This window comes from Ancylobacter aquaticus (genome assembly GCF_004339465.1).
Classification (GTDB): domain Bacteria; phylum Pseudomonadota; class Alphaproteobacteria; order Rhizobiales; family Xanthobacteraceae; genus Ancylobacter; species Ancylobacter aquaticus.
In genome coordinates this window covers 24616-44224 of sequence record NZ_SMFY01000005.1, presented here as the reverse complement: position 1 = coordinate 44224, position 19609 = coordinate 24616, and the positions used below count along the sequence as shown (strand labels likewise).

The window sequence follows — 19609 nt, the reverse complement described above, 5'->3', positions numbered from 1 at the left end:
CCCCAGTCGAAATGAAATTCCTGAAGCTATTTTAATCAGTTGAAGCCATAAGTGGCGGGGTCTCGCTTCTGCGCTTTTCACAAACGGCACATCCTGACCGACACCGACGGACGCCTGCTCTGCGTGCGCGTCCATGCCGCCGACACCCAGGATCGCGAAGGCGGCAAGCTGCCGCTCAAGGCCTCGCGCCGACGCTACCCGTTCATCGCCCACGTCTTCGCCGATGGCGGCTATGCCGGGCGTCTTGTCACATGGGCCGCCGACAAGACACACATCACCCTCGAGATCATCCGCCGCGGCGCCAAGGCCAAAGGTTTCGAGGTGCTGCCGCGTAGATGGATGGTGGAGCGGACCTTTGCCTGGATCTTCAAAAACCGCCGCCCCGTCCGCGAATACGAGCAGATCACCGCCGTGACCGAAACTCTCACCACCATCGCAACGTCAGCCACACTTCTGCGCCGATGCCAATGAACCAATACCTTTTCAAACGGGCTCTAAGCCGGCATCGATAACGTCCGGTCTTGGGTCGTTTCCCGCCGGGCTTGTAGGTCGGGCGTGACGCGAGACCATCGCCTGGATGGTCGGAGGCTGACCGGTGCCTTTGTATAAAACGAGAGAAAATAATCGCAGATCATCAAGCATTGATCACGTCAAAACTATTTTAGAGATAATCTAAACAAGAACAAGAAATATTACAATATAGGCCCAGGATATTGATTTCTGGTTTGATTGGCACCTAAGAACTTTCACCCTGTTGGGATGAGGCGGGTAGGTTCCCAATGCGTAGTAAGGATCGGTTGCGAGCACTTTTCGTGTCTGAGCGCTCGTCCGTGCTTGGGTTTTTCCGCCGCGCGACCGGTTCCTCCTCCATGGCCGAAGACCTGACGCAGGAAACCTTTCTGCGTCTCGCCGCAACCGATGTCGCCGCGCTGGCCAATCCGTCGGCCTATCTGCGCCGGATTTCGTCCAATCTCATCGCCGACGTCAACCGCAGCCATGTCCGCCGCCGGCTGGCCGAGGCGGAGATCAACGACCTGCTCGACGTGCCGGATCCCGGCGCCGACCCCGAAGCCCTTCTGATCGCTCGGGACAGTGTCGACCGCGTGCTCATCGCACTCGCCGAACTGCCGCAAAGGCGGCGCGACATCTTTCTGGCCTCGCGGCTCGAAAATGTGCCGCACCGCGAGCTTGCCGAGACGTACGGGATCTCCACACGAACTGTCGATATCGAAATCCGCAAGGCGCTCGAGTCTTGCGCCCAGTGCCTGCTGGATTAGGCGTTGCACCAATGGTCTCCCCGGTCTTCCCGATATCGCCTATACAGGCCGGCGAGCTACGCTTGAACGAGCGGTTTTTGGGCGCGATGGAATCGGGTGACGACACGGTGGGCGGCACGAACGGTGGCCGAAGGGAACTCGATGCCCTGCAGCACGAGGCCATCGGCTGGGTGACCCGCCTCACGTCAGGCGAAGCGACGGTCGAGGATGCTCAGCAGCTCCAGGCCTGGCGCGGACGCAGCAGGGCGCATGAGGAGGCGTTTCGTCTCGCCAGCCAGACATGGCGTCACGCCGGCTTTGCAGCGAGCGCCAATCTCCGCCGCCCGGCGCCGACCCGTCGGCTCTTGCTCGCTGGAGTTGGGACGGCGCTTGCCGCCGGCTGGGCCGGGGTTTCGCTCGGGCTGGTCCCCGGCCTCGATCAGATTATGTCGGACTACGCGACCGGGGTTGGCGAGCAGGCCAGGTTCGCCCTCCCGGACGGCTCCATGATTCATCTCGACGGCGCCACCGCGCTTGATGTCGAGCTGACCGAGGATTCGCGTACAGCGAAGCTGGTAAACGGCGCCGCCGCCTTCGACATTGCTGCCGGCGCCCTCCCTTTCCGTGTCACCGCCGGTCCCTGCGTGATTTCCGCCAACGATGCTGACTTCACCCTCACAGCCGGGTCGGGACCGATCCGCGTCGAATGTACCCGTGGCAGTCTCGCCATTTCGGGTGACGTCACCGCCCGGCTCGATGCCGGCGAGCGGATCATCCTTTCCCCCGACCACCCGACAGTGGTGGAGCCGATGAACTCGACCCTGGCTGGAGCATGGCGGCGCGGGCTTCTGGTGTTCGAGAACCGTCCGCTCGCCGAGGTCGTCGACGACATCAACCGCCATCGCCGTGGCCGCGTCGTGCTGGCACGACCGGGCCTTGGAAATCGGCGGGTGGACGGTGTGTTCCATCTCCAGCGCCCAGAAGAGATTGTAGACAACCTCGTCGCCGCGCTCGCGCTTACCGAGACACGGCTTCCCGGAAACATCGTCATCCTGACGTGAATTTTTTTGCCGTAGGGGATTCGCATTCCCCGCACGCCGTCGTCTTACCTAACGGGGCGCCCCGACGCGCTCCCTGGGGCTTAAAGACGATGGGGATTACTGGACTATGACCGCAAGCAGCCTGATCGCGCGCGCGAACCGATGCCGGCACCTAAACCATCGTCAACATCTGCTCGCCGGCTGTGCGCTGATTGCTCTGGCGAGCGTCGCGGCACCCAGCCCCGGTACCGCGCAGACCCAGGCTGCGGCGGCGCAGATCTCAGTCTACGCAATCCCCGCCGGCCCGGTCTCCGGCGCACTCGCGGCCTTCGGCGCGGCCAATGGCCTGCAGATCGTCTATGATAGCTCGATTGCCCAGGGGCTGCGCTCTCCCGGCGTGCGTGGCGCACGCACCAGCGAGCAGGCATTGGCGGAGCTGCTGGCCGGCACCGGCCTCAACTGGCGCTTCACCTCGCCGCGCTCGGTGACCATCGAGGCCTCGGTGCCGAGCACAGCCTCGGTCGTGGTGGGCGAGGACATGATCGAACTCGACGCCATCACCATTTCCGGCGAGAAGCTGACCCGCGACCTCGCCAATGTCTATTCGAGCGTTGGCGTCGTCACCGGCGAGCAGTTCTTCGACTACGCGATCGAGGACTTGAACGGCGCACTCAATAAGCTCGCCAACACCCGCGTTTCCGGCTCCAATCGCGGCTCCAGCGGCATCGTCATCCGTGGCCTGTCGTCCCAAGGCCTCACCTCGCCGACCAATTCCTCGCCCACCATCGCCTTGATCGTCGATGGTGCCTCGCAGAATGGCGAAGGCATTCAGCGCGGCAATCGCGGCACCTGGGACGTTGCCAATGTCGAGGTGTTCCGTGGGCCGCAATCAACCTTGCAGGGCCGCAACGCCATGGGCGGCGCGGTGGTGGTCAACACCAATGACCCGACCTGGCACTGGGAGGGTGCGGCCGAGTTCGACTATCTGGATTCGTCCGATTCCGGTTATCAAGGCAGTGGCGCGTTCATGCTGTCCGGTCCGCTAGCGGAGAACCAGCTCGCCTTCCGCGTCGCTGGCCAGTATCTGGAAGGTGATCGCGGGATCGCCTTCGCGGATCCCCTGAATGGGCCCCTGGACAATGACGAGTTTTCCAGCCTGCGCGCCAAAGTGCTGATTACGCCGGAACAGCTCGATGGCTTCGAGGCGCTGATCACCGTCAGCTACAATTCCGACAAGCCGGGCTTCCCGGTGGCATCAGGCCCGAACTTCTTCGATCGCCGCTTCAACAGCGACGTCTCGGCAGCGGAACTGCGATATACCGATGTCACGACCGTGATCGCCGACGTATCCCAGCAACTCTCCGAAGGGGTCAAGCTGCGCTCGGTCACGGCCTATATCGAAACCGATGCCGACATCTCCAGCCTGCCGGGCTCGACATTGTATCTGCGTGACGAGCTGCGCGCTGGTGAGGACTTCACCGAAGATCTTCGCCTCGAACTCGAAGAGGGTGTCCGCCCGCTAAGCGGCGTGATCGGGTTCAACTATGGCCGGTTCAGCAACAAGCCGGACTCCGAAATCTCCGTCGCCGCGCCGGAATACGGCATCTTCGATCCGATCCTCTACCAGGAGTTGGACAGCCGCAATCTGATCACTTCCTATGCAGCGTACGCCGATCTGCGCTACGCGCTGGATGAGCGTTGGACTGTACTGTTCGGTGGCCGTCTCGGCTATGAAACGGTAGAGAACCAGGCAGACGGACGGACTCTCAACCTGTTTGAGACGATCATGACCGGGATACCGGCTTACGAGTCCTCCAGTTATGACGCCGACGTCGGTTACCTCGTGGCGCTGCCCAAGATCGGTATCGCCTACGCGATCGATCCTAAACAGACGGTAGCCTTCACGGTGAGCGAGGGCTTCCGCGCCGGCTTCACGGCGGTCGATGGCAGCGGCAATGTCTATGAAGTCGATCCTGAGAAGCTGTGGGCCTATGAGGTGGCCTATCGCTCCAAGTGGCTGGACGACCGGCTGGAGGTCAACGCCAACGGCTTCTATTACAAGTATAGCGACCTGCAGACCGACGTCGACGATCCCATTCTCGGCTATCCGCAGACCATCACTGCCAATGTGGGCAAGGCCCACGCCTATGGCGGCGAAATCGAGCTTCGCGCGCTGGTGACGCAGGAATTCACCGCCTTCGCTTCGGTGGGTTTGCTCAAGACCGAATTCGACAGCGCCGTTCCGGCTGTCGGAATCGAGGTCGGAGGTGAATTCCCCGAAGCGCCGTCGGTGACCTTCAACATTGGCGGCATCTACCGCCATGCCTCCGGCGTCTTTGTATCCGCTGATCTTGCCTATACCGATAGCTACTATTCCACAGCCGACGTCGCCAATACAGCGGATGAACAGGTCTCGGCCTTCACCATCGTCAATGCCGCAATTGGCTATGAGGCGAAGAACTGGTCGATGACTCTGTTCGCGAAAAACATATTCGACGAGGCGTATCTGACCGGGATCTCGGTGAGCGGCAGCTCATCCTCAGCAACCGTCGGCGACGGACGCATGATCGGCGTGCGTGCCCGGGCGACGTTCTGAACCTCGCCGGTGACAAGGCCAATGCCATGAGCGGATGGACAGACGACCGTGAGAACACCACCGCGGCGGCGCGAGAGCTTCGCGCCGCCTTCGGCGTCATGGCGCAGCATTGGCCCTTGCCGGAGGTGGAGATCGGGCCCATGGCGCCCGGCTTCATGCCCGTCCCGTCGCTGTTCGCCGACGACCGGTTCCTCGCCAAAATGCTGGCGCGCCAGCAGGCGGGCACGCCCGGCCTCGACGCCAAGGGCGCGGCGGCGTACTTCATCTCCGAATATGCCGGCGTGCTCGGCATTGCCGCCGCCTCGCCCTACCTGTCGCACGGGCTGGTCCCGGCGTTTGTGCCGGAGAACTGCGCGCTGGCCTTCGAACTGCCTTCCGAGGGCAGGCCGAGGGTGCGTCTGCGACTGCTCGACCCGCGCTGCGTGACCGATCGGGAGAGCAATTCCCGCCGCAGCTCAAGCTGCATTCCTGTCGATCGAGAAGGATTGCGCAGCGAGCTACGCGAGGGGCTGGAGGCCCATATGGAGCCTCTGATCCATCGTCTGCGGGGGCGCACTGGCCTGCCTTGGCAGGCGATGTGGCGCCTCGTCTCGGATTCCGTCGCCGCGCGTTTTCTGGAAGCCGGCCGCCAGTTCGGATGTGAGGAGGAAGCACAGGCCGAAGCGCTCGCCATATTGAAGGCTCCTGGCTCGCCGCTTTCCAACCGGCAGCTGCATTTCTTCGAGATCGTCATACGCGACGAGGCGAGCCCGCGCCGCATCATCGCCCGTCGCAGCTTCCGCGCGCGAGGCGGCTGCTGCCGGTTCTACACGGCGCCAGGCGGATCCTACTGCTCGAGCTGCGTGCTGGTTACTCCGCACGAACGCCGTCGACGCATCGAGGCGCAGATGCGGCACCGGCTCGGCCTGCCCGCGCTCGAGGACACGGCCTCCGCCGATGCCGCACAGCCGAAAGACCTCTCCTCATGACAGTACGGGCCATTTTATTTGCCTGCCTGACCGCGCTCGGCCTCTCGGTCACGCCGTCCCATGCGCAGGGCGGCTGCGACGGCCGACTGATGGACGACCCCGGCGTGCTGCATGCGCCGATCTGCGTGCCGAAGGATCCCGCGCGCATCGTTGTGCTGGACCCCACCTTCAGCCTCGGCATGGGGCTGGAGCTTGGCCTGCCGATCGTCGGGGCGCCGCTCAAGCTGATGAGCGACCGGATTCTTCGCGATGAGGCCGAGCGCCATGGCGTCGCCGATCTCGGCAGTTACTTCGAGCCGAATATCGAGCGGCTGGTCGCGCTCAAGCCCGATCTCATCATCGGCGTCTCCATGGCCGACAGCGCTTATCCGCTGCTCTCGCAGCTGGCGCCGACGTTGCTGATCTCGGCGGGGGACTGGAAGGCCTTTCTGTCGCTTCTTGCCAGAGCCACCGGCCGCGAGCGCAGGGCAGAGGAGCTGCTCGCGGCCTATGAGGCCCGCGTGGCGAAGTTGAAGCCCCTCATTCCCGAGCAGCGGGTCTCGGTGGTGCGAATCACCTCTTGGGATTTCCAGGTCAATCTCGACGGACCGAACACCTATGGCCCGTTCTTGGTGCTCCGCGATGTCGGCGTGCGGCGGACCGACTATGAGACAGCGCAGGGCGACGCGACGCTGAAGCGGCCTGACTGGGAGGAACTGAACAACCTTCAGGGCGACGTGCTGCTCTACATCGTCGGGGGCGCGAACAACTCAGACACCAATGGCCGGCATGAGGAAGTGACCGGCAATCCGCTTTGGCAGATGCTGCCGGCGGTGCAGGCCGGACGCGTCTATCGGGTCGATGCCGGCACGTGGATGGAGTTCAACGGAACAACCTCGGCGCATCGCGTGCTGGATGACATCGAGCGCCTGATCATTGCCAAACCTTGATGCCATCCTGCCGGGCCGCCGCAGGAACCGACGGGCGCTCGGCCTTGTGCTGCTCATTGCCCTGGTGCTGCCAATGGCGTTGTGGGCCCTGACGGTAGGCAGTTCGCAGATCGCCCCTGGCGTGTGGTTTGACGCCCTGATGCACCCGGACGGCTCGCGCGAACACATCGTGCTGCTGGACATACGCCTGCCCAGGATGCTGGCCGGACTTCTGGTCGGCGCACAGCTCGCGGTTGCCGGCGCCATCATGCAGGCGGTAACGGCCAATCCGCTGGCCTCCCCGGGTCTGCTCGGCATCAATGCCGGCGCCGCCTTCGCTGTCGTGCTGGCCCTCGCCTTCACCAGTATCGATGCCAGCGGCAGTCTGGTCTGGTTTGCATTCGGTGGAGCGGGTGTCGCGGGCGGCTGCGTCTATGCGCTGGGTTCGATAGGCCGCGGCGGTGCGACGCCCCTGAAGCTTGCTCTGGCCGGCGCAGTGCTGACCGCGTTCCTGACCTCGGTGACCACAAGCCTGCTGCTGCTGGACCAGGGCACGCTGGACAATCTGAGACTTTGGGCGGCCGGCAGCCTCACGGGGCGATCGCTATCGACTGTGGCGGAGCTCGCACCCTATGGTCTTGCCGGGCTGGCATGCGCTCTTGCCGCCGCGCGCCCGATCATGACGCTGAGCCTCGGCGGCGACCTTGCCAGCACGGTCGGCCAGAACGTGGTGCGGTGGCGGCTGCTCGCCGGCCTGCTGGTGGTGGTGCTCGCGGGCTCCGCCGTGGCCCTTGCCGGGCCGGTCGGCTTCGTCGGCCTCGTGGTTCCCCACGCCGCGCGGATGCTGGTGGGCGCCGACTACCGATGGATCATGGCCTATAGCGCGCCGCTCGGCGCACTGCTGGTGCTTGTCGCCGATACCGGCATCCGCTGGCTTGTTGGCATCGACTTGCCGGTCGGCATCACCATGGCGCTGCTCGGCTCCCCGGTCTTCATCGCACTGGCGCGCCGGCGCAGCGGGATGATGCGATGAACCGCGGACTCGCACTCCTCATTGTTCTCGTGGTGATCGCCGCAGCGCTGTCGCTGAGCTGGGGCGATAACGGGCTCGCGCCACAGGACATTGTCGCGGCACTGAGGGGCGATCCGATCGCCGCGATCATCCTCGGCACGGTACGTGCGCCGCGCGTCGCGACCGCGCTGCTGGTGGGCGCGTGCCTCGGCGTCGCCGGAGCCATCACTCAGGCCGTGATGCGCAACCCACTCGCCGAACCCGGCCTGCTCGGCATCAATAGCGGTGCAAGCCTCGGCGTCGCGCTGCTGGTGATCGGCGCGGAGGGAGCGGTCGGCCATCTCATGCCGCTCGCAGGCTTTGCGGGGGCGGCGGTCGCTGCGACCGCGATCTACGTGCTGGCCTGGCGAGGCGGCACATCCTCGATCCGGCTGATACTGGTCGGCATCGGCATCGGCGCGGCGACAGGCGCGGTTACCTCGCTCCTCACCGTCTTCGGCGACATCCGCGACGTCCAGCGGGCGCTCGCCTGGATGGCGGGCAGCATCTACAACGCCGATTGGACGAAGCTCCGATGGCTGGCCGTGTGGTCGCTTCCGGCTCTTGCCATCACGTGGTGCCTCGCCCGCGATCTCGATCTGTCCGCCTTCGACGACGATGTCAGCGGCGCACTTGGCCTGCCGCTGCAAGCGATGCGCGCCGCACTGATCGCCTTGTGCACCCTGCTTGCCGGGGCCTCGGTGGCGGCGGCCGGGCCGATCAGCTTTGTCGGCCTGCTGGCACCGCAATTGGTCCGCGGCCTTTCCTCCCGCCACGCGGTCCGCCTGCCGGCCGCCGCACTCTGCGGGGCGCTCCTGCTGGGCGGTGCCGATCTTGTAGGGCGGCTCGTGCAATTGCCCGCAGGTCTGCTGACGCCGGTGATCGGCGTACCGTTCGTCGGGCTCCTGCTATGGAGGCGAAGGAATGACTGAACCGACATCTCCGGTGCTGCTGCAGGCTCACGACGTCACTATCGGCTATGACGGCCGGGACATCATGAACCGCCTGTCGATCGGCATTGAGCGCGGCCGGTTCACCGCCTTGCTGGGCCCGAATGGCTGCGGCAAATCTACCTTGCTGCGCGCCCTTGCGGGTCTGCTTGCGCCCAGATCCGGCACGATCCGTCTGGAGGGGCAGCCGATCGCGCAGCTTTCGCGCAAGCAGCTGGCACGGCGACTGAGCTTTCTTCCCCAGATACCGCGCGCGCCGGATGACATCACGGTGCGCGATCTCGTGGAACAAGGCCGTTACCCGCATCGCCGGCCGCTTGCCCCGTGGTCGGCAGCCGACCGGGCGGCCTGCACCGAGGCGCTCGAACTTACGCACATGGTGGCGCTGGCAGATCAGCCGCTCGCCGCGCTCTCCGGCGGGCAGCGCCAGCGTGCCTGGCTGGCGATGACGCTGGCGCAATCCGCCGACATCCTGCTGCTCGACGAGCCCACTACTTATCTCGACATGGCCCACCAGCTCGAGCTGCTCGCGCTGTTGCGGCGGCTGGTCGACGAGCGCGGCAAGACGGTTCTCGCCGTCCTGCACGATATCAACCAGGCCGGGCAATTCGCCGACAAGCTGGCTCTGCTAAGCAACGGTTCCATCGCCGGCTTGGGCCGCCCCGTCGATGTCGTAACCCCCGAGATCATTCGAACGGTATTCCATGTCGACGGAATGGTGCTGCCCAACCCGATGGCGCCAGGACCGCTCTTCCTGCCGAGGACGGCGCTGACGATCATCGATGCCACGGGTGAGGATGCTACGCGAAGCTAGGTGCCTGCGCCGGAACTTTGAGGGTAGGCGGCACGGCAGCCAACAGTGCGACATGGTGCGCCGTCCGCTGCAACTTTCAGATTGCGGCTTGTTCTCCTTTCAGCCTGGGGCGGAGCTTGGACCGTGCGGGAGGCTGCTTTTGGCAGAAACGCGTGGCCGACACTCCGGTGTGCGGCAAGTCAGCCTCGCGAAAGTTGACCGGTTTGCCGGACGTCCCATTTATCCGGATTGAGACAGCCGCAGCAGACTGGTCTGGTAATGATGATTTCGTTCGAGAATACGTTCAGCTCGCTCCCGGCGAGCCTCTATTCGGTCGTAAACCCGACTGCCGTCCGACAGCCCCATCTGATCAGGCTAAATGACCGCTTGGCCGAGGAATTGGGCCTTGATGCGCAGTGGCTGCGGACCGCTGACGGGCTCGCGGCGCTATCAGGAAATGCGGTCGTAAGCGGGTCTCGTCCAATCGCATTCGCCTATGCCGGACATCAATTCGGAAACTTCGTTCCCCAGCTTGGGGACGGTCGGGCCATCCTGCTCGGAGAGGTTGTGGGCCGGGATGGCACGCGGCGCGACATCCAATTGAAAGGCGCCGGGCGTACGCCCTATTCGCGACGAGGCGATGGACGCGCAGCCTTGGGACCGGTCCTGCGCGAGTACATCGTAAGTGAAGCGATGAACGCCTTCGGCGTCCCCACCACGCGCGCGCTGGCCGCGGTCGCCACCGGCGATCGGGTGCAGCGCGAGACCGGGCTTCCGGGGGCTGTTCTCACCCGCGTAGCCGCAAGCCACATTCGGGTGGGAACATTCCAGTATGCAGCTGCCCGCGGTGACGCCGAGGCTCTTCGTAGGTTGGCGGATTACGTTATTGCGCGGCATTTTCCCCAAGCGGGCGACGCGGACAACCGATACCTTTCCATGTTCGATCATGTGGTCCGCGCCCAGGCAAACCTCGTCGCGCACTGGATGTCGCTGGGCTTCATCCATGGCGTGATGAACACCGACAACATGGCGATTTCCGGCGAGACCATCGATTACGGCCCTTGTGCCTTTATGGATATCTACGATCCGGCAAAGGTATTCAGCTCGATTGACCAGTTCGGCCGCTATGCCTTCGGCAACCAGCCCCGCGTCGCAGCCTGGAATCTGGCGCGGTTGGCCGAAACCCTACTGCCCCTGATCGACGAGAAGCAGGAGCGGGCGGTCACGCTGGTTCAGGAGATGCTTGGCGGCTTCAGGGAAATGTTCGAAGAGGCCCACCTGCGCCGTATGAGGAAGAAGCTCGGGCTCAGTACAGAAAATCCCGAGGACGCTCGGCTTGTCGAGGACCTTTTGGAGGCCATGCACCAAGATCAGGCGGACTTCACTCTGACGTTCCGAAGCTTGTCATCACTGCCGGCAGATGAGAGCGGCCCCGGAAGGCTAACAGACCTGTTCTCTGATCCGAAGCGCATCGTGGCTTGGCACAACCGGTACGAGGCACGCCTGCTGCTGGATCCCGTCTCCCCGCAAGAAAGGGGGCAGGCGATGCTCCAGATCAATCCGCGTTTCATCCCGCGCAATCACCGGATCGAGTCTGTCATCCGCGCGGCCGTGTATGAGAACGACTATGCGCCATTCCATGGCCTCGTACGCGTGCTGGCTACGCCATTTTCTGACGAGCCCGTCGATGGAGGTTACGAACTGCCGCCACGCCCGGATGAAGAAGTCCTGCAGACATTCTGTGGTACATGAAGCCATCTCCTACATCAGTGTCGTAAATAGTGAATTGCTGGCATCGGCCTTGTTAGGTGGATGCTCCAATGGAGGTGCCAACGCCTTCAACCCGCAAAACCTTCTAGATTGCGGCAGAAGGGAAGCCCCACCACTCCGACGAACGGCTGGGCTGGGCCGAGAGGAGACTGTCAGCTTCTAAGAATACGGCGCGGGAAATTGGACTTGCCGCACGCGTTCAACACGATCCTGAGTTGAAAACTCGCTCGGTTGAGCGCGAGCGATCGGGAAGAGAACTATGTGTACGCGATAGTCCCATGACGGACTTGGTGTCTCCGTTGCTCGCGATCCATCCTTCAGTCCGGAAGGGGAATGTGCTCGTCCCGATCGTCGATCGGCAGATCGAAGCGCCCCTTGCCCCAGTTCTGCGCGCGCCATTCCGCTTTGGCCTCTTCGATACGGTCCCTCGAGGACGCGACGAAATTCCACCAGATGTAACGCGGCCCGCCAAGTGTGGCGCCGCCGAGGATCATCAGTCGGGCACCCTGGCCGCCCGCTGCGACCGTGATCCGGTCGCCCGGGCGGAAGACCATCATCTGCGACGCCGCGTATTCCTGTCCTCCAACCGAGATCGAACCTTCGACGATGTAGATGCCTCGGTCTTCGTGATTGTCCGGCATGGGAAGCCGAAATCCGGCTTCGAGCGTCACGTCGGCGTAGAACGTCTCAGAGAACATCGTCGCGGGCGCCTTCCGGCCATAGGCGTCGCCGAGTATGAGCCGGACGGAAACGCCACGATCCTCGATCACCGGCAGCGCCTCTTTGCCGTGGTGTTCGAATATCGGCGCCATGTCCTCGTGGCTTTCGGGCAGCGCCAGCCAGGTCTGTATGCCGAACAGGCTGTTCGGACCGCCGCGGGCGGCTTCGGAGGTGCGTTCCGAATGGGTCACGCCGCGTCCGGCAACCATCCAGTTCAACGCGCCGGGACGGATCATCTGGTCGGCACCCGTACTGTCTCGGTGGTGAAAATCGCCGCGATAGAGGTAGGTGACGGTGCCGAGACCGATATGCGGGTGCGGCCGAACGTCGACGCCCTGTCCGGTCAACAGCTCCGCGGGCCCGGCCTGATCGAAGAAGATGAACGGTCCAACCATCTGCCGGTTCGGTGCCGGCAGAGCGCGCCGAACCTCAAAGCCGCCGAGGTCCCGGGCACGCGGGACAATCAGGGTTTCGATCGCATCGAGGCCCACGGCATCGGGGCACCCCGGTTCGATTGCTGGGTTCCAGCTCATGCGCGTCATCCTCTTCGGTTTTCAGACGGCCTCGCTTGTGCCGATACGGAGGCCTGATGTCGACCAATCCGGGACGGACGGGCGGGTGAGCGCCTTCGGTCCGATCGGTGCACAGACTGGCGGGCAAATGTCTGACCAAGCTAGTGCCGCGCGAGGGTAAGCTGTGTCGCAATTACTGGGACGTACGGGCGACGCGGTCGCGTTGAGCGGTCACGCGGCGCGATATTCAGCCGGCGGCTTGCGGATCAGGCGTCGCGCGGATCGGGGTTGGAGTCGATCCCCCAAAGCTGTGGATTCAGCTCGAAACTCTTAATCAGCATCTCGGTGAGGACCCGTACTTTCCGCGCGGGATACTGACCCGGCGGGCGGATGACATACGCGCCGGCTGAAGGAGGCGGATAGCGCGTCATGATCGGAACCAGCGCCCCGGAGGCCACGTAGCCATAGGTGACGCAATCGGGGAGCCAGGCGATGCCGAGCCCCGCCGCGGCGGTGGCGGCAAGCGCGGTCGCGCTGTCGGCCTTGAACCTGCCCTGCGGCTGAACCGTGACGGTCCTGTCACCGTCCCTGAACTGCCAGCTTTCCGTCCCCTGCATCAGCGCCTGATGGGTGACGACTTCATCCGGTGTCCGAGGTGAGCCGCGCCTCCTGATATACTCCGGACTTGCCACCAGCCGTCCGGAGATCGGTCCTATGCGCTTGGCGATCAGGTTGGAGTCCTGGAGATACCCGACCCGGATGGCGCAGTCGAAACCCTCCGCGATGAGATCAACGAAGCGATCGCTGTAGGAGGTGTGAATCTGCAGCTGAGGGTGCTGATGCGCCATTTCCGCGAGCACGGGCGCGAAATGGGTCGGGCCGAAAGCAAGCGGCATGGCAACCCTCAGGCGGCCACGCAGATCTCCGGTCGGGAAAATCGACTCTCTGGCTGTGTCGATCTCGGCGCTGGCGCGCGCCGCGTGTTCCCTGAAGGTGATCCCCGCTTCCGTCAGCGCGGCGCCGCGGGTCGTCCGCGCAAGAAGCTGAACGCCGAGTTCCGCCTCGATCCGCAGCAGCCGCCGGCTGACGATGGACTTGGAGGTGCCGAGCCGGCGCGCGGCGGCCGATACGCCCCCGACATCGGCCACGGCGACGAATGTCCGAAGATCTTCGATGTCCATTCGCGTTCCTCGTTTAGCGACACAGCTTTCCAGATTATGGCACTACCCCATCGCCTAAAGGAACAGCAAGTTGCGGCAAGGCAAATGTCGCCCGCTGGTGCATGCCTCCTGTGAAATCATAGCCGTTCGCAGCGGCAGAGAAAGTAAGTCTTGATGACATTCCGTAACGGCCTTGCTTCGCTTCTTCGTCCCGAAGACTCGGTCCTCGTTCTGATCGACCACCAGCCCTACCAGCTCGCCAACGTGAACAGTCACGAACCTCAGATGGTGATCAACAATACGGCGGGGCTGGCCAAGGCCGCCAAGGCCTTCGGCGTCCCGACCATTCTGACGACCGTGATCGCGGCGCGGGGCGGCCTGCTCTTCCCGCAGATCACCGATGTGTTCCCCGGTCAGGAGGTGATCGACCGCACGTTCATCAACACCTGGGAGGACCCCAAGGTGGTCGATGCGGTCAAGGCGACGGGCCGCAAGCAGCTCATCATCGCCGGACTGTGGACCGAGGTCTGCGTGGCTACGCCGGCGATCCAGGCCCTTGGCGAGGGCTGGGATGTGACCGTGGTCACCGATGCCTCCGGCGGCACCTCGGTGGAAGCCCACGACGTTGCCATCCAGCGCATGATCGGGGCCGGCGCGAACATGATGACCTGGCTGGCGGTAGCGGCCGAATGGCAGCGCGACTGGGCCCGGCTCGATACCGCCGTCAAGATAACCGACGTGATTGTCCAGCATGCCGGCGGGAGTGGCATCGCCTATCTGTGGGAGCAGCAGTTGCTCAACACGCCGGTGCCGCCCGAAGGCTGATAGATCGGGAATGGCGGGGATTTCGTTGCGGGTCGGAGTGACCCGCGAAAGCGACCTCGCCATCCCCATCCGATCCGACCCGCCGTGGCGGCCTCTGTCGCAGTCAATCCGCCGATAGTTCCTTCGCGCGCGGCCGCACCGTCAAGTCCGGGATACACGCGCCACACGGAGGGGCGGCATTCGATCCGGTTGTTTCATCGACAACAATGTCAGCCAGGTGTGCGATGGAATTCTCTTCGTATCTTGCCTACGTGCTGGTCAGCGCGGCACAGAGCGCGACACCCGGCCCATCGACGTTGTTTCTGGTGAACAATGCCCTCGCCCTGGGGTGGCGCCGCGCGTTGGGGGCCTTGAGTGGTGATCTTGTCGCAATCGGGCTGCTGGCGACCCTGTCGGTCGTGGGAGTGGGCGCTCTTCTCGTCGCCTGTCCCATCGCCTTCATGGCCCTGCGTCTGCTGGGCGCGTCCTATGTCATCTGGCTCGGGTGGAGCTACATTCGCTCCCCCTCGCCGCAGGAGGGGGCACCCGCCACGGCGACGGCGCCCGCACCAAGCGGCATGGCGCTTTGGCTCCAGTCGTTCGGCGTGGGTGTCAGCAATCCGAAGGCCGTGCTGTTCTTCGCCGCACTGTTTCCTCAGTTCATCCCGGCGGAGAGCGGGCCGTCCGTGCTCGCCGTTCTGGTCGTGACCTTCGTCATCGTGAAGCTCATCGTTCTCGGCGGCTACGCGCTCGGGGCCCGGCCCCTCGTCCGACTATTCCGTGGAACCGAGCATGCGCGGCGCGGACGCAGGTTGACCGGCATCATCTTCGTGGTCTTCGGGGCGCTGATGATCTGGTCCGCCCTGAGCGCCAGCTAGCGCGGCGCGAGCTGGAAGCAGGGCCTTTTGATGAAAGCCGGGCGATCGTGAAGCCCGACGGCATGTGCCACAAGCTATGCTGGCCCTTTGAATGACCTGCGTGCGTCAGGCACCCTACCGGAAAGGCAAGTCGATGGCTGAAGCGAGCCTTGGGGAGATGATCGGACCTGCGGTCGTGCTGATGGGGGCGGCTGTCGTCGCCGTGCCGTTGTTCCGGCGGATCGGCCTTGGATCGGTCCTCGGCTATTTCGCCGCCGGCCTGCTGGTCGGGCCGTCGGTGCTGGGCCTGATTGCCGATGCCGAGTCGATTCTTCATTTCTCCGAGCTCGGGGTGGTGATGTTCCTGTTCGTGATCGGACTGGAACTACGCCCACAAAAACTCTGGGCGATGCGTGGCCAGATCTTCGGGCTGGGCTGTGTCCAGGTGGTGGCCGCGACAACCGCCCTGGCGCTGACGGGGGTGGCGGTGTTCGGCTTTTCCGGCCCGGTCGCCTTCATCGCCGGCACGGGCTTCGTTCTTTCCTCGACCGCCGTCATCATGTCGGTGCTGCAGGACCGGGGCGAGATCTCCAGCGCGGAAGGCCAGAAATCGGTCGCGATCCTGCTGTTCGAGGACTTGATGATCGTGCCGCTTCTGGCGGTGGTCGCCTTCCTGTCGCCGCTGTCGCACGGGCAGGCCGGATGGACCGAGATCCTGGCGGCGGCGGCGGCGCTGGCGGTGCTGCTGGGGGTGGGGCGCTGGGGGCTGAACCCTTTCTTCGCCCTGCTGGCGCGCGCGCGAACGCGGGAGGTGCTGACGGCCGGGGCGTTGCTGGTGGTCCTTGGCGCGGCTCTCCTGATGGATGCCGCTGGCCTCTCGATGGCGATGGGCGCCTTCCTTGCCGGCGTGATGCTGTCGAGTTCCAGTTACCGCCATCAGATCGAGAGCGATGTCGAGCCGTTTCGTGGCCTGCTCATGGGGTTGTTCTTCCTCTCTGTCGGCATGTCGCTCGATCTTTCCGTCGTCGCGGCCGAATGGCAGCTCCTGCTGGCGATGCTGGCGGCGTTCACCGTGGCGAAGGGCGCCATGGTCTACGCGGTCGCACGCCTGTTCGGCAGCTCCAACCATCAAGCTGTGCACCGTACGTCCATGTTCCTGCAGGGCGGCGAATTTGCCTTCGTGCTCTATGCCGCGGCAACATCGGGCGGCGTGATCGAGGCGCGGGACAATGCGTTGTTCGTCACCGTCGTGATCCTGTCCATGGCCATAACACCGCTGTTCATGATAGCCGCAGGCCGGCTCTTGCGGGCCGGGGTGTCGATGGACGGCGTCGATGTCGCGCACGATCTGAAGGGGCGGATCCTCCTCATCGGCTTCGGTCGCTTCGGCCAGATCGCCTCGCAGCTTCTGCTGTCCAGGGGCATCGACCTTGCCGTCATCGACCGGGACCCGGACCGCATCCGCGATGCTGCCCGATATGGGTTCAAGGTCTTCTTCGGCGATGGCACCCGGCTCGACACCCTGCGCCAATCCGGTGCGCGTGAGGCGGATGCGATCATGGTCTGCATCGACGACCCGAAGGCCGCGACGCAGATCGTGGAACTGGCGCGGCATGAATTCCCGCAGGCCAGGCTTCTGGTGCGCAGCTATGATCGCGGACACGCCGTCGAGCTGATCCGCGCGGGCGTCGATTATCAGATTCGCGAGACGGTGGAATCCGCCTATCTGATAGGAGCGGAAGGTCTTCGCGCGCTGGGGTTTGCCGAGGTCGACGTCGAGGAGGCAGCTGAGGACATCCGTCAGCGCGACGCGGAGCGCCTGTCCGAGCAGGTCCAGGGAGACCTTATGTCCGGCCTGGATCGGCTGCTCACCAAGCCCATCCCGGAGCCCCTCCGCCCGGCGTCGGTTCCCCCTCCGGCGGCAAAGCAGAACTGACGGTGCTCGCCCACTGATACCGAAGACGGACGACGATCCGAAGGGAACTTCGATAAAGGTGTTCGACGGATTTCGGACGGCGCTGGCGGGCAATTGCGTGCCGTTGGTCCGCGACGTCCCGTCGGGCCCGTTTTTCGGCGTCGACCGTGAAGGCTCCAAGGGATGCTGACCGTCAACGCCAATGTGCTGAACGCGGACCTACTGGCTTTCGTCATCGACTGAGGCGGGGGTGCTGATCGCGGTCCCACCGCGCGGATGTTAGCGGGCGTTATTACAAGAGTGGCCAGACTGTCTGATGATGGTTCCAATTAGGCTATGCTCAAGCCAATTTCCCGACGGATGCAGACGGCTTCGGGGCCGGTGGCGGACTGTCGGCTTCTAGCGTCAGGAAAGTCAAATCTGCCGTCGTGGTTGACCGACGCGGCATCCGGCGCCGCGCATTGCAGCTCGCGCGTATCCTCGATGAGAACAACGCGATCATCTGTCTTCGCGACCCCTGCGAGCAGCGCGTTGGTCAGCGTGGTCTTGCCGGTCGATGTGCTGCCGACCACCAGGATGGTGGCGCGGGATGCCACGGCCAAGCGCAAGGCTTCGGCCCGGCTAGCCGACATAATCCCGGTCGCTACGTAACCGGCGAGCGTGAACAGCGCGACGGCGGGCTTACGAATGGCAAATGTCGGTGCCGCCACGACCGGCGGCAGCAGGCCTTCGAAACGTTCTCCCGTCTCGGGCAGCTCGGCTGAAACACGCGGAGCTCCCGCATGGACCTCGGCACCCACATGGTGGGCGACGAGCCGCACGATGCGCTCGCCGTCAGCGGGCAAGAGCCGCTCACCCGTGTCGGATAGTCCCTCCGAGAGCCGGTCGATCCACAGCCGCCCATCCGGGTTCAGCATCACCTCGACGACGGTCGGATCTTCCATATGCCGGGCGATCGCCGGACCCAGTGCCGTGCGCAGCATCCGCGCGCCGCGGGCAAAACCCTGATGATGATGTGATGCCGCCATGCGACCCCCGACGTGCCGGGGTCCTGACGATCTCATCCCGGGTGGGGATGATTAAAAGAGCCCGATATTGGGCCGGTTCAACAGGATTCCATCCGCATCGCAGCGTGGCGTGCAACGACAGGTGAAGGGCGGTGTTGCTGTGCTGTGATCGGAAGCGGCATAGGGAGCCTCCGCTTCACGGCTTGAAACAATGCTCCCTGTGCCAGCGCAGGAAATGGGGATGGGGCCGTTCGATCAACCTACGAGGGGCGATGGCGCGCCCGTCTTTGTTGATGAAGGCGCGCACGCCGTCGGGATCGTTGGTTTGCCGGGAAATGAGGATGTCTAGATCATCCGAGAGGCTGATCAGCCCGCGATCGAACATCCAGTGCGCCGTGCCCGACAGCGCCAGCCCGTTGCTAACGATGTCGGGGCCGTTCGCTTCCACCGGGCGGATATGCGCCGCGGCCACCTCGGCACGCCCGCCGCCATTGATCAGCTTGAGGCCGCTGATGGTACAGCGCTCGTCATAGGCGCGCAGCACGACGCGCCGGAAGATGCGGTCGCGGACGATGCGAGAGGACAGAGTGTCGACGCGCTCGCGTGGCTGCTCGAACGCGAATGGCGCCTGTACTTCTTCAAAACCTGAGAGGGATGCGCCCTCGTCGACGCGGGGCAGCAGCGGCTCGCGGTCATTCAGCCCGAGAGTGACGATCCGGTTGAAATCATCCGGCGAGAGTGGACGCACGGCGGCTTGCGCACGCCCTGAAAATGCGCCCGTCCGCGTTCAGCACACCGCGTTCGACCACGCCATCGGCATCGGTGAACGGCACCGGGCTGGCAAAATCCATATAGCTGCCCGGTTCGATGACGGCGAGATACATGCCCGGAGCGGTGGGATCGGGAACGACGCGCTGGACCCTGGCGATCGCGAAATAGCCGCGGGTCTCCGCCACTTTCCGGGGTTCGTAATAAACGATCCAGTCGCCGACGCAGGCCTCGACGCGCCCCAGATATGGGCGCGGGAACTGATATCGCTCAGCCGGGCTATCGTCATAGATCGAGTCCGAGCGGTGAATGAAAACGCCGAATCCCATGTGCCATCCCTGATCCCCATTCGATCGTAGCGCACAATGGGTATCGTTCGGCAGCAGGTGGACCTTTCACCCCTTGGTTGCGCGCGTTACGTTATCGACCCGGCATCACGCTCCCAGTTCTCCTTCGCGCTGCCGTGAGCGATAGGACGGCTATCTATCAATCACATACTCGCTATTATGTGAGCTATAGCGGGAGACTCTATCG

General features: G+C 64.2%; 16 protein-coding genes and 2 pseudogenes. 14 read left to right on the top strand and 4 right to left on the bottom strand.

The annotated features are described in order from the left end of the window. Positions 1-51: 51 nt before the first annotated feature. The 10 genes from EV667_RS20045 to EV667_RS20000 all read left to right on the top strand — a co-directional run bounded on the left by EV667_RS20045 (position 52) and on the right by EV667_RS20000 (position 11314). Positions 52-471, top strand: coding sequence for a transposase (locus tag EV667_RS20045; RefSeq protein WP_131837137.1), 420 nt, complete (start codon positions 52-54; stop codon positions 469-471). Between the two features lie 308 nt (positions 472-779). Continuing rightward, the gene (locus tag EV667_RS20040; protein ID WP_131837136.1) at positions 780-1277 is read left to right on the top strand and encodes a sigma-70 family RNA polymerase sigma factor; all 498 of its coding nucleotides are present in this window, start codon (positions 780-782) and stop codon (positions 1275-1277) included. 62 nt (positions 1278-1339) lie between these two features. Further along, positions 1340-2317 carry a FecR family protein gene (locus EV667_RS20035; RefSeq protein ID WP_165901663.1) on the top strand — a complete coding sequence of 326 codons (978 nt, stop codon included), beginning with the start codon at positions 1340-1342 and terminating at the stop codon, positions 2315-2317. 106 nt (positions 2318-2423) lie between these two features. Further along, positions 2424-4892: a TonB-dependent receptor gene (locus EV667_RS20030; protein ID WP_131837134.1), complete on the top strand. Its 2469-nt coding sequence runs from the start codon at positions 2424-2426 to the stop codon at positions 4890-4892. A gap of 26 nt (positions 4893-4918) precedes the next feature. Then, entirely contained in the window at positions 4919-5860 is a 942-nt protein-coding gene (locus tag EV667_RS20025) for a (2Fe-2S)-binding protein (protein WP_131837133.1), read from the top strand. Then, the gene (locus EV667_RS20020) at positions 5857-6789 is read left to right on the top strand and encodes an iron-siderophore ABC transporter substrate-binding protein (protein WP_131837132.1); all 933 of its coding nucleotides are present in this window, start codon (positions 5857-5859) and stop codon (positions 6787-6789) included. The genes EV667_RS20025 and EV667_RS20020 overlap by 4 nt, the downstream gene beginning before the upstream one ends. Then, positions 6776-7801: a FecCD family ABC transporter permease gene (locus EV667_RS20015; RefSeq protein WP_245516287.1), complete on the top strand. Its 1026-nt coding sequence runs from the start codon at positions 6776-6778 to the stop codon at positions 7799-7801. The genes EV667_RS20020 and EV667_RS20015 overlap by 14 nt, the downstream gene beginning before the upstream one ends. Then, positions 7798-8751 (top strand): FecCD family ABC transporter permease, encoded by a 954-nt coding sequence (locus tag EV667_RS20010; protein ID WP_131837131.1) that lies wholly within the window; start codon positions 7798-7800, stop codon positions 8749-8751. The genes EV667_RS20015 and EV667_RS20010 overlap by 4 nt, the downstream gene beginning before the upstream one ends. Beyond that, entirely contained in the window at positions 8744-9583 is an 840-nt protein-coding gene (locus tag EV667_RS20005) for an ABC transporter ATP-binding protein (protein ID WP_131837130.1), read from the top strand. Before EV667_RS20010 ends, EV667_RS20005 begins: the two co-directional genes overlap by 8 nt. A gap of 252 nt (positions 9584-9835) precedes the next feature. Further along, entirely contained in the window at positions 9836-11314 is a 1479-nt protein-coding gene (locus EV667_RS20000; protein ID WP_425359052.1) for a protein adenylyltransferase SelO, read from the top strand. A 335-nt stretch (positions 11315-11649) separates the two neighbouring features. Here the strand turns inward: EV667_RS20000 and EV667_RS19995 are convergent, their stop codons facing one another. After that, positions 11650-12585, bottom strand: a complete 936-nt coding sequence (locus EV667_RS19995; protein WP_131837128.1) for a pirin family protein — start codon at positions 12583-12585, stop codon at positions 11650-11652. Between the two features lie 245 nt (positions 12586-12830). Continuing rightward, the gene (locus EV667_RS19990; RefSeq protein WP_131837127.1) at positions 12831-13745 is read right to left on the bottom strand and encodes a LysR family transcriptional regulator; all 915 of its coding nucleotides are present in this window, start codon (positions 13743-13745) and stop codon (positions 12831-12833) included. A 153-nt stretch (positions 13746-13898) separates the two neighbouring features. Here EV667_RS19990 and EV667_RS19985 point away from each other — a divergent pair, with 153 nt between their 5' ends. The 4 genes and pseudogenes from EV667_RS19985 to EV667_RS23270 all read left to right on the top strand — a co-directional run. Then, the gene (locus EV667_RS19985) at positions 13899-14549 is read left to right on the top strand and encodes a hydrolase (RefSeq protein ID WP_165901662.1); all 651 of its coding nucleotides are present in this window, start codon (positions 13899-13901) and stop codon (positions 14547-14549) included. A 224-nt stretch (positions 14550-14773) separates the two neighbouring features. After that, positions 14774-15406: a LysE family translocator gene (locus EV667_RS19980; RefSeq protein ID WP_131837125.1), complete on the top strand. Its 633-nt coding sequence runs from the start codon at positions 14774-14776 to the stop codon at positions 15404-15406. Positions 15407-15539: 133 nt separating this feature from the next. Next, entirely contained in the window at positions 15540-17321 is a 1782-nt protein-coding gene (locus EV667_RS19975) for a monovalent cation:proton antiporter-2 (CPA2) family protein (RefSeq protein WP_207907822.1), read from the top strand. Between the two features lie 10 nt (positions 17322-17331). Then, positions 17332-17543: pseudogene (locus EV667_RS23270) on the top strand (hypothetical protein); the annotation flags it as partial. An 86-nt stretch (positions 17544-17629) separates the two neighbouring features. On the opposite strand, the gene EV667_RS19970 reads toward EV667_RS23270, so the two are convergent. Together EV667_RS19970 and EV667_RS19965 are read right to left on the bottom strand one after the other, a co-directional pair. Further along, positions 17630-18328, bottom strand: coding sequence for an ATPase, T2SS/T4P/T4SS family (locus EV667_RS19970; protein WP_280960234.1), 699 nt, complete (start codon positions 18326-18328; stop codon positions 17630-17632). Positions 18329-18503: 175 nt separating this feature from the next. Next, positions 18504-19404: pseudogene (locus EV667_RS19965) on the bottom strand (HNH endonuclease). Between the last annotated feature and the right edge of the window lie 205 nt (positions 19405-19609).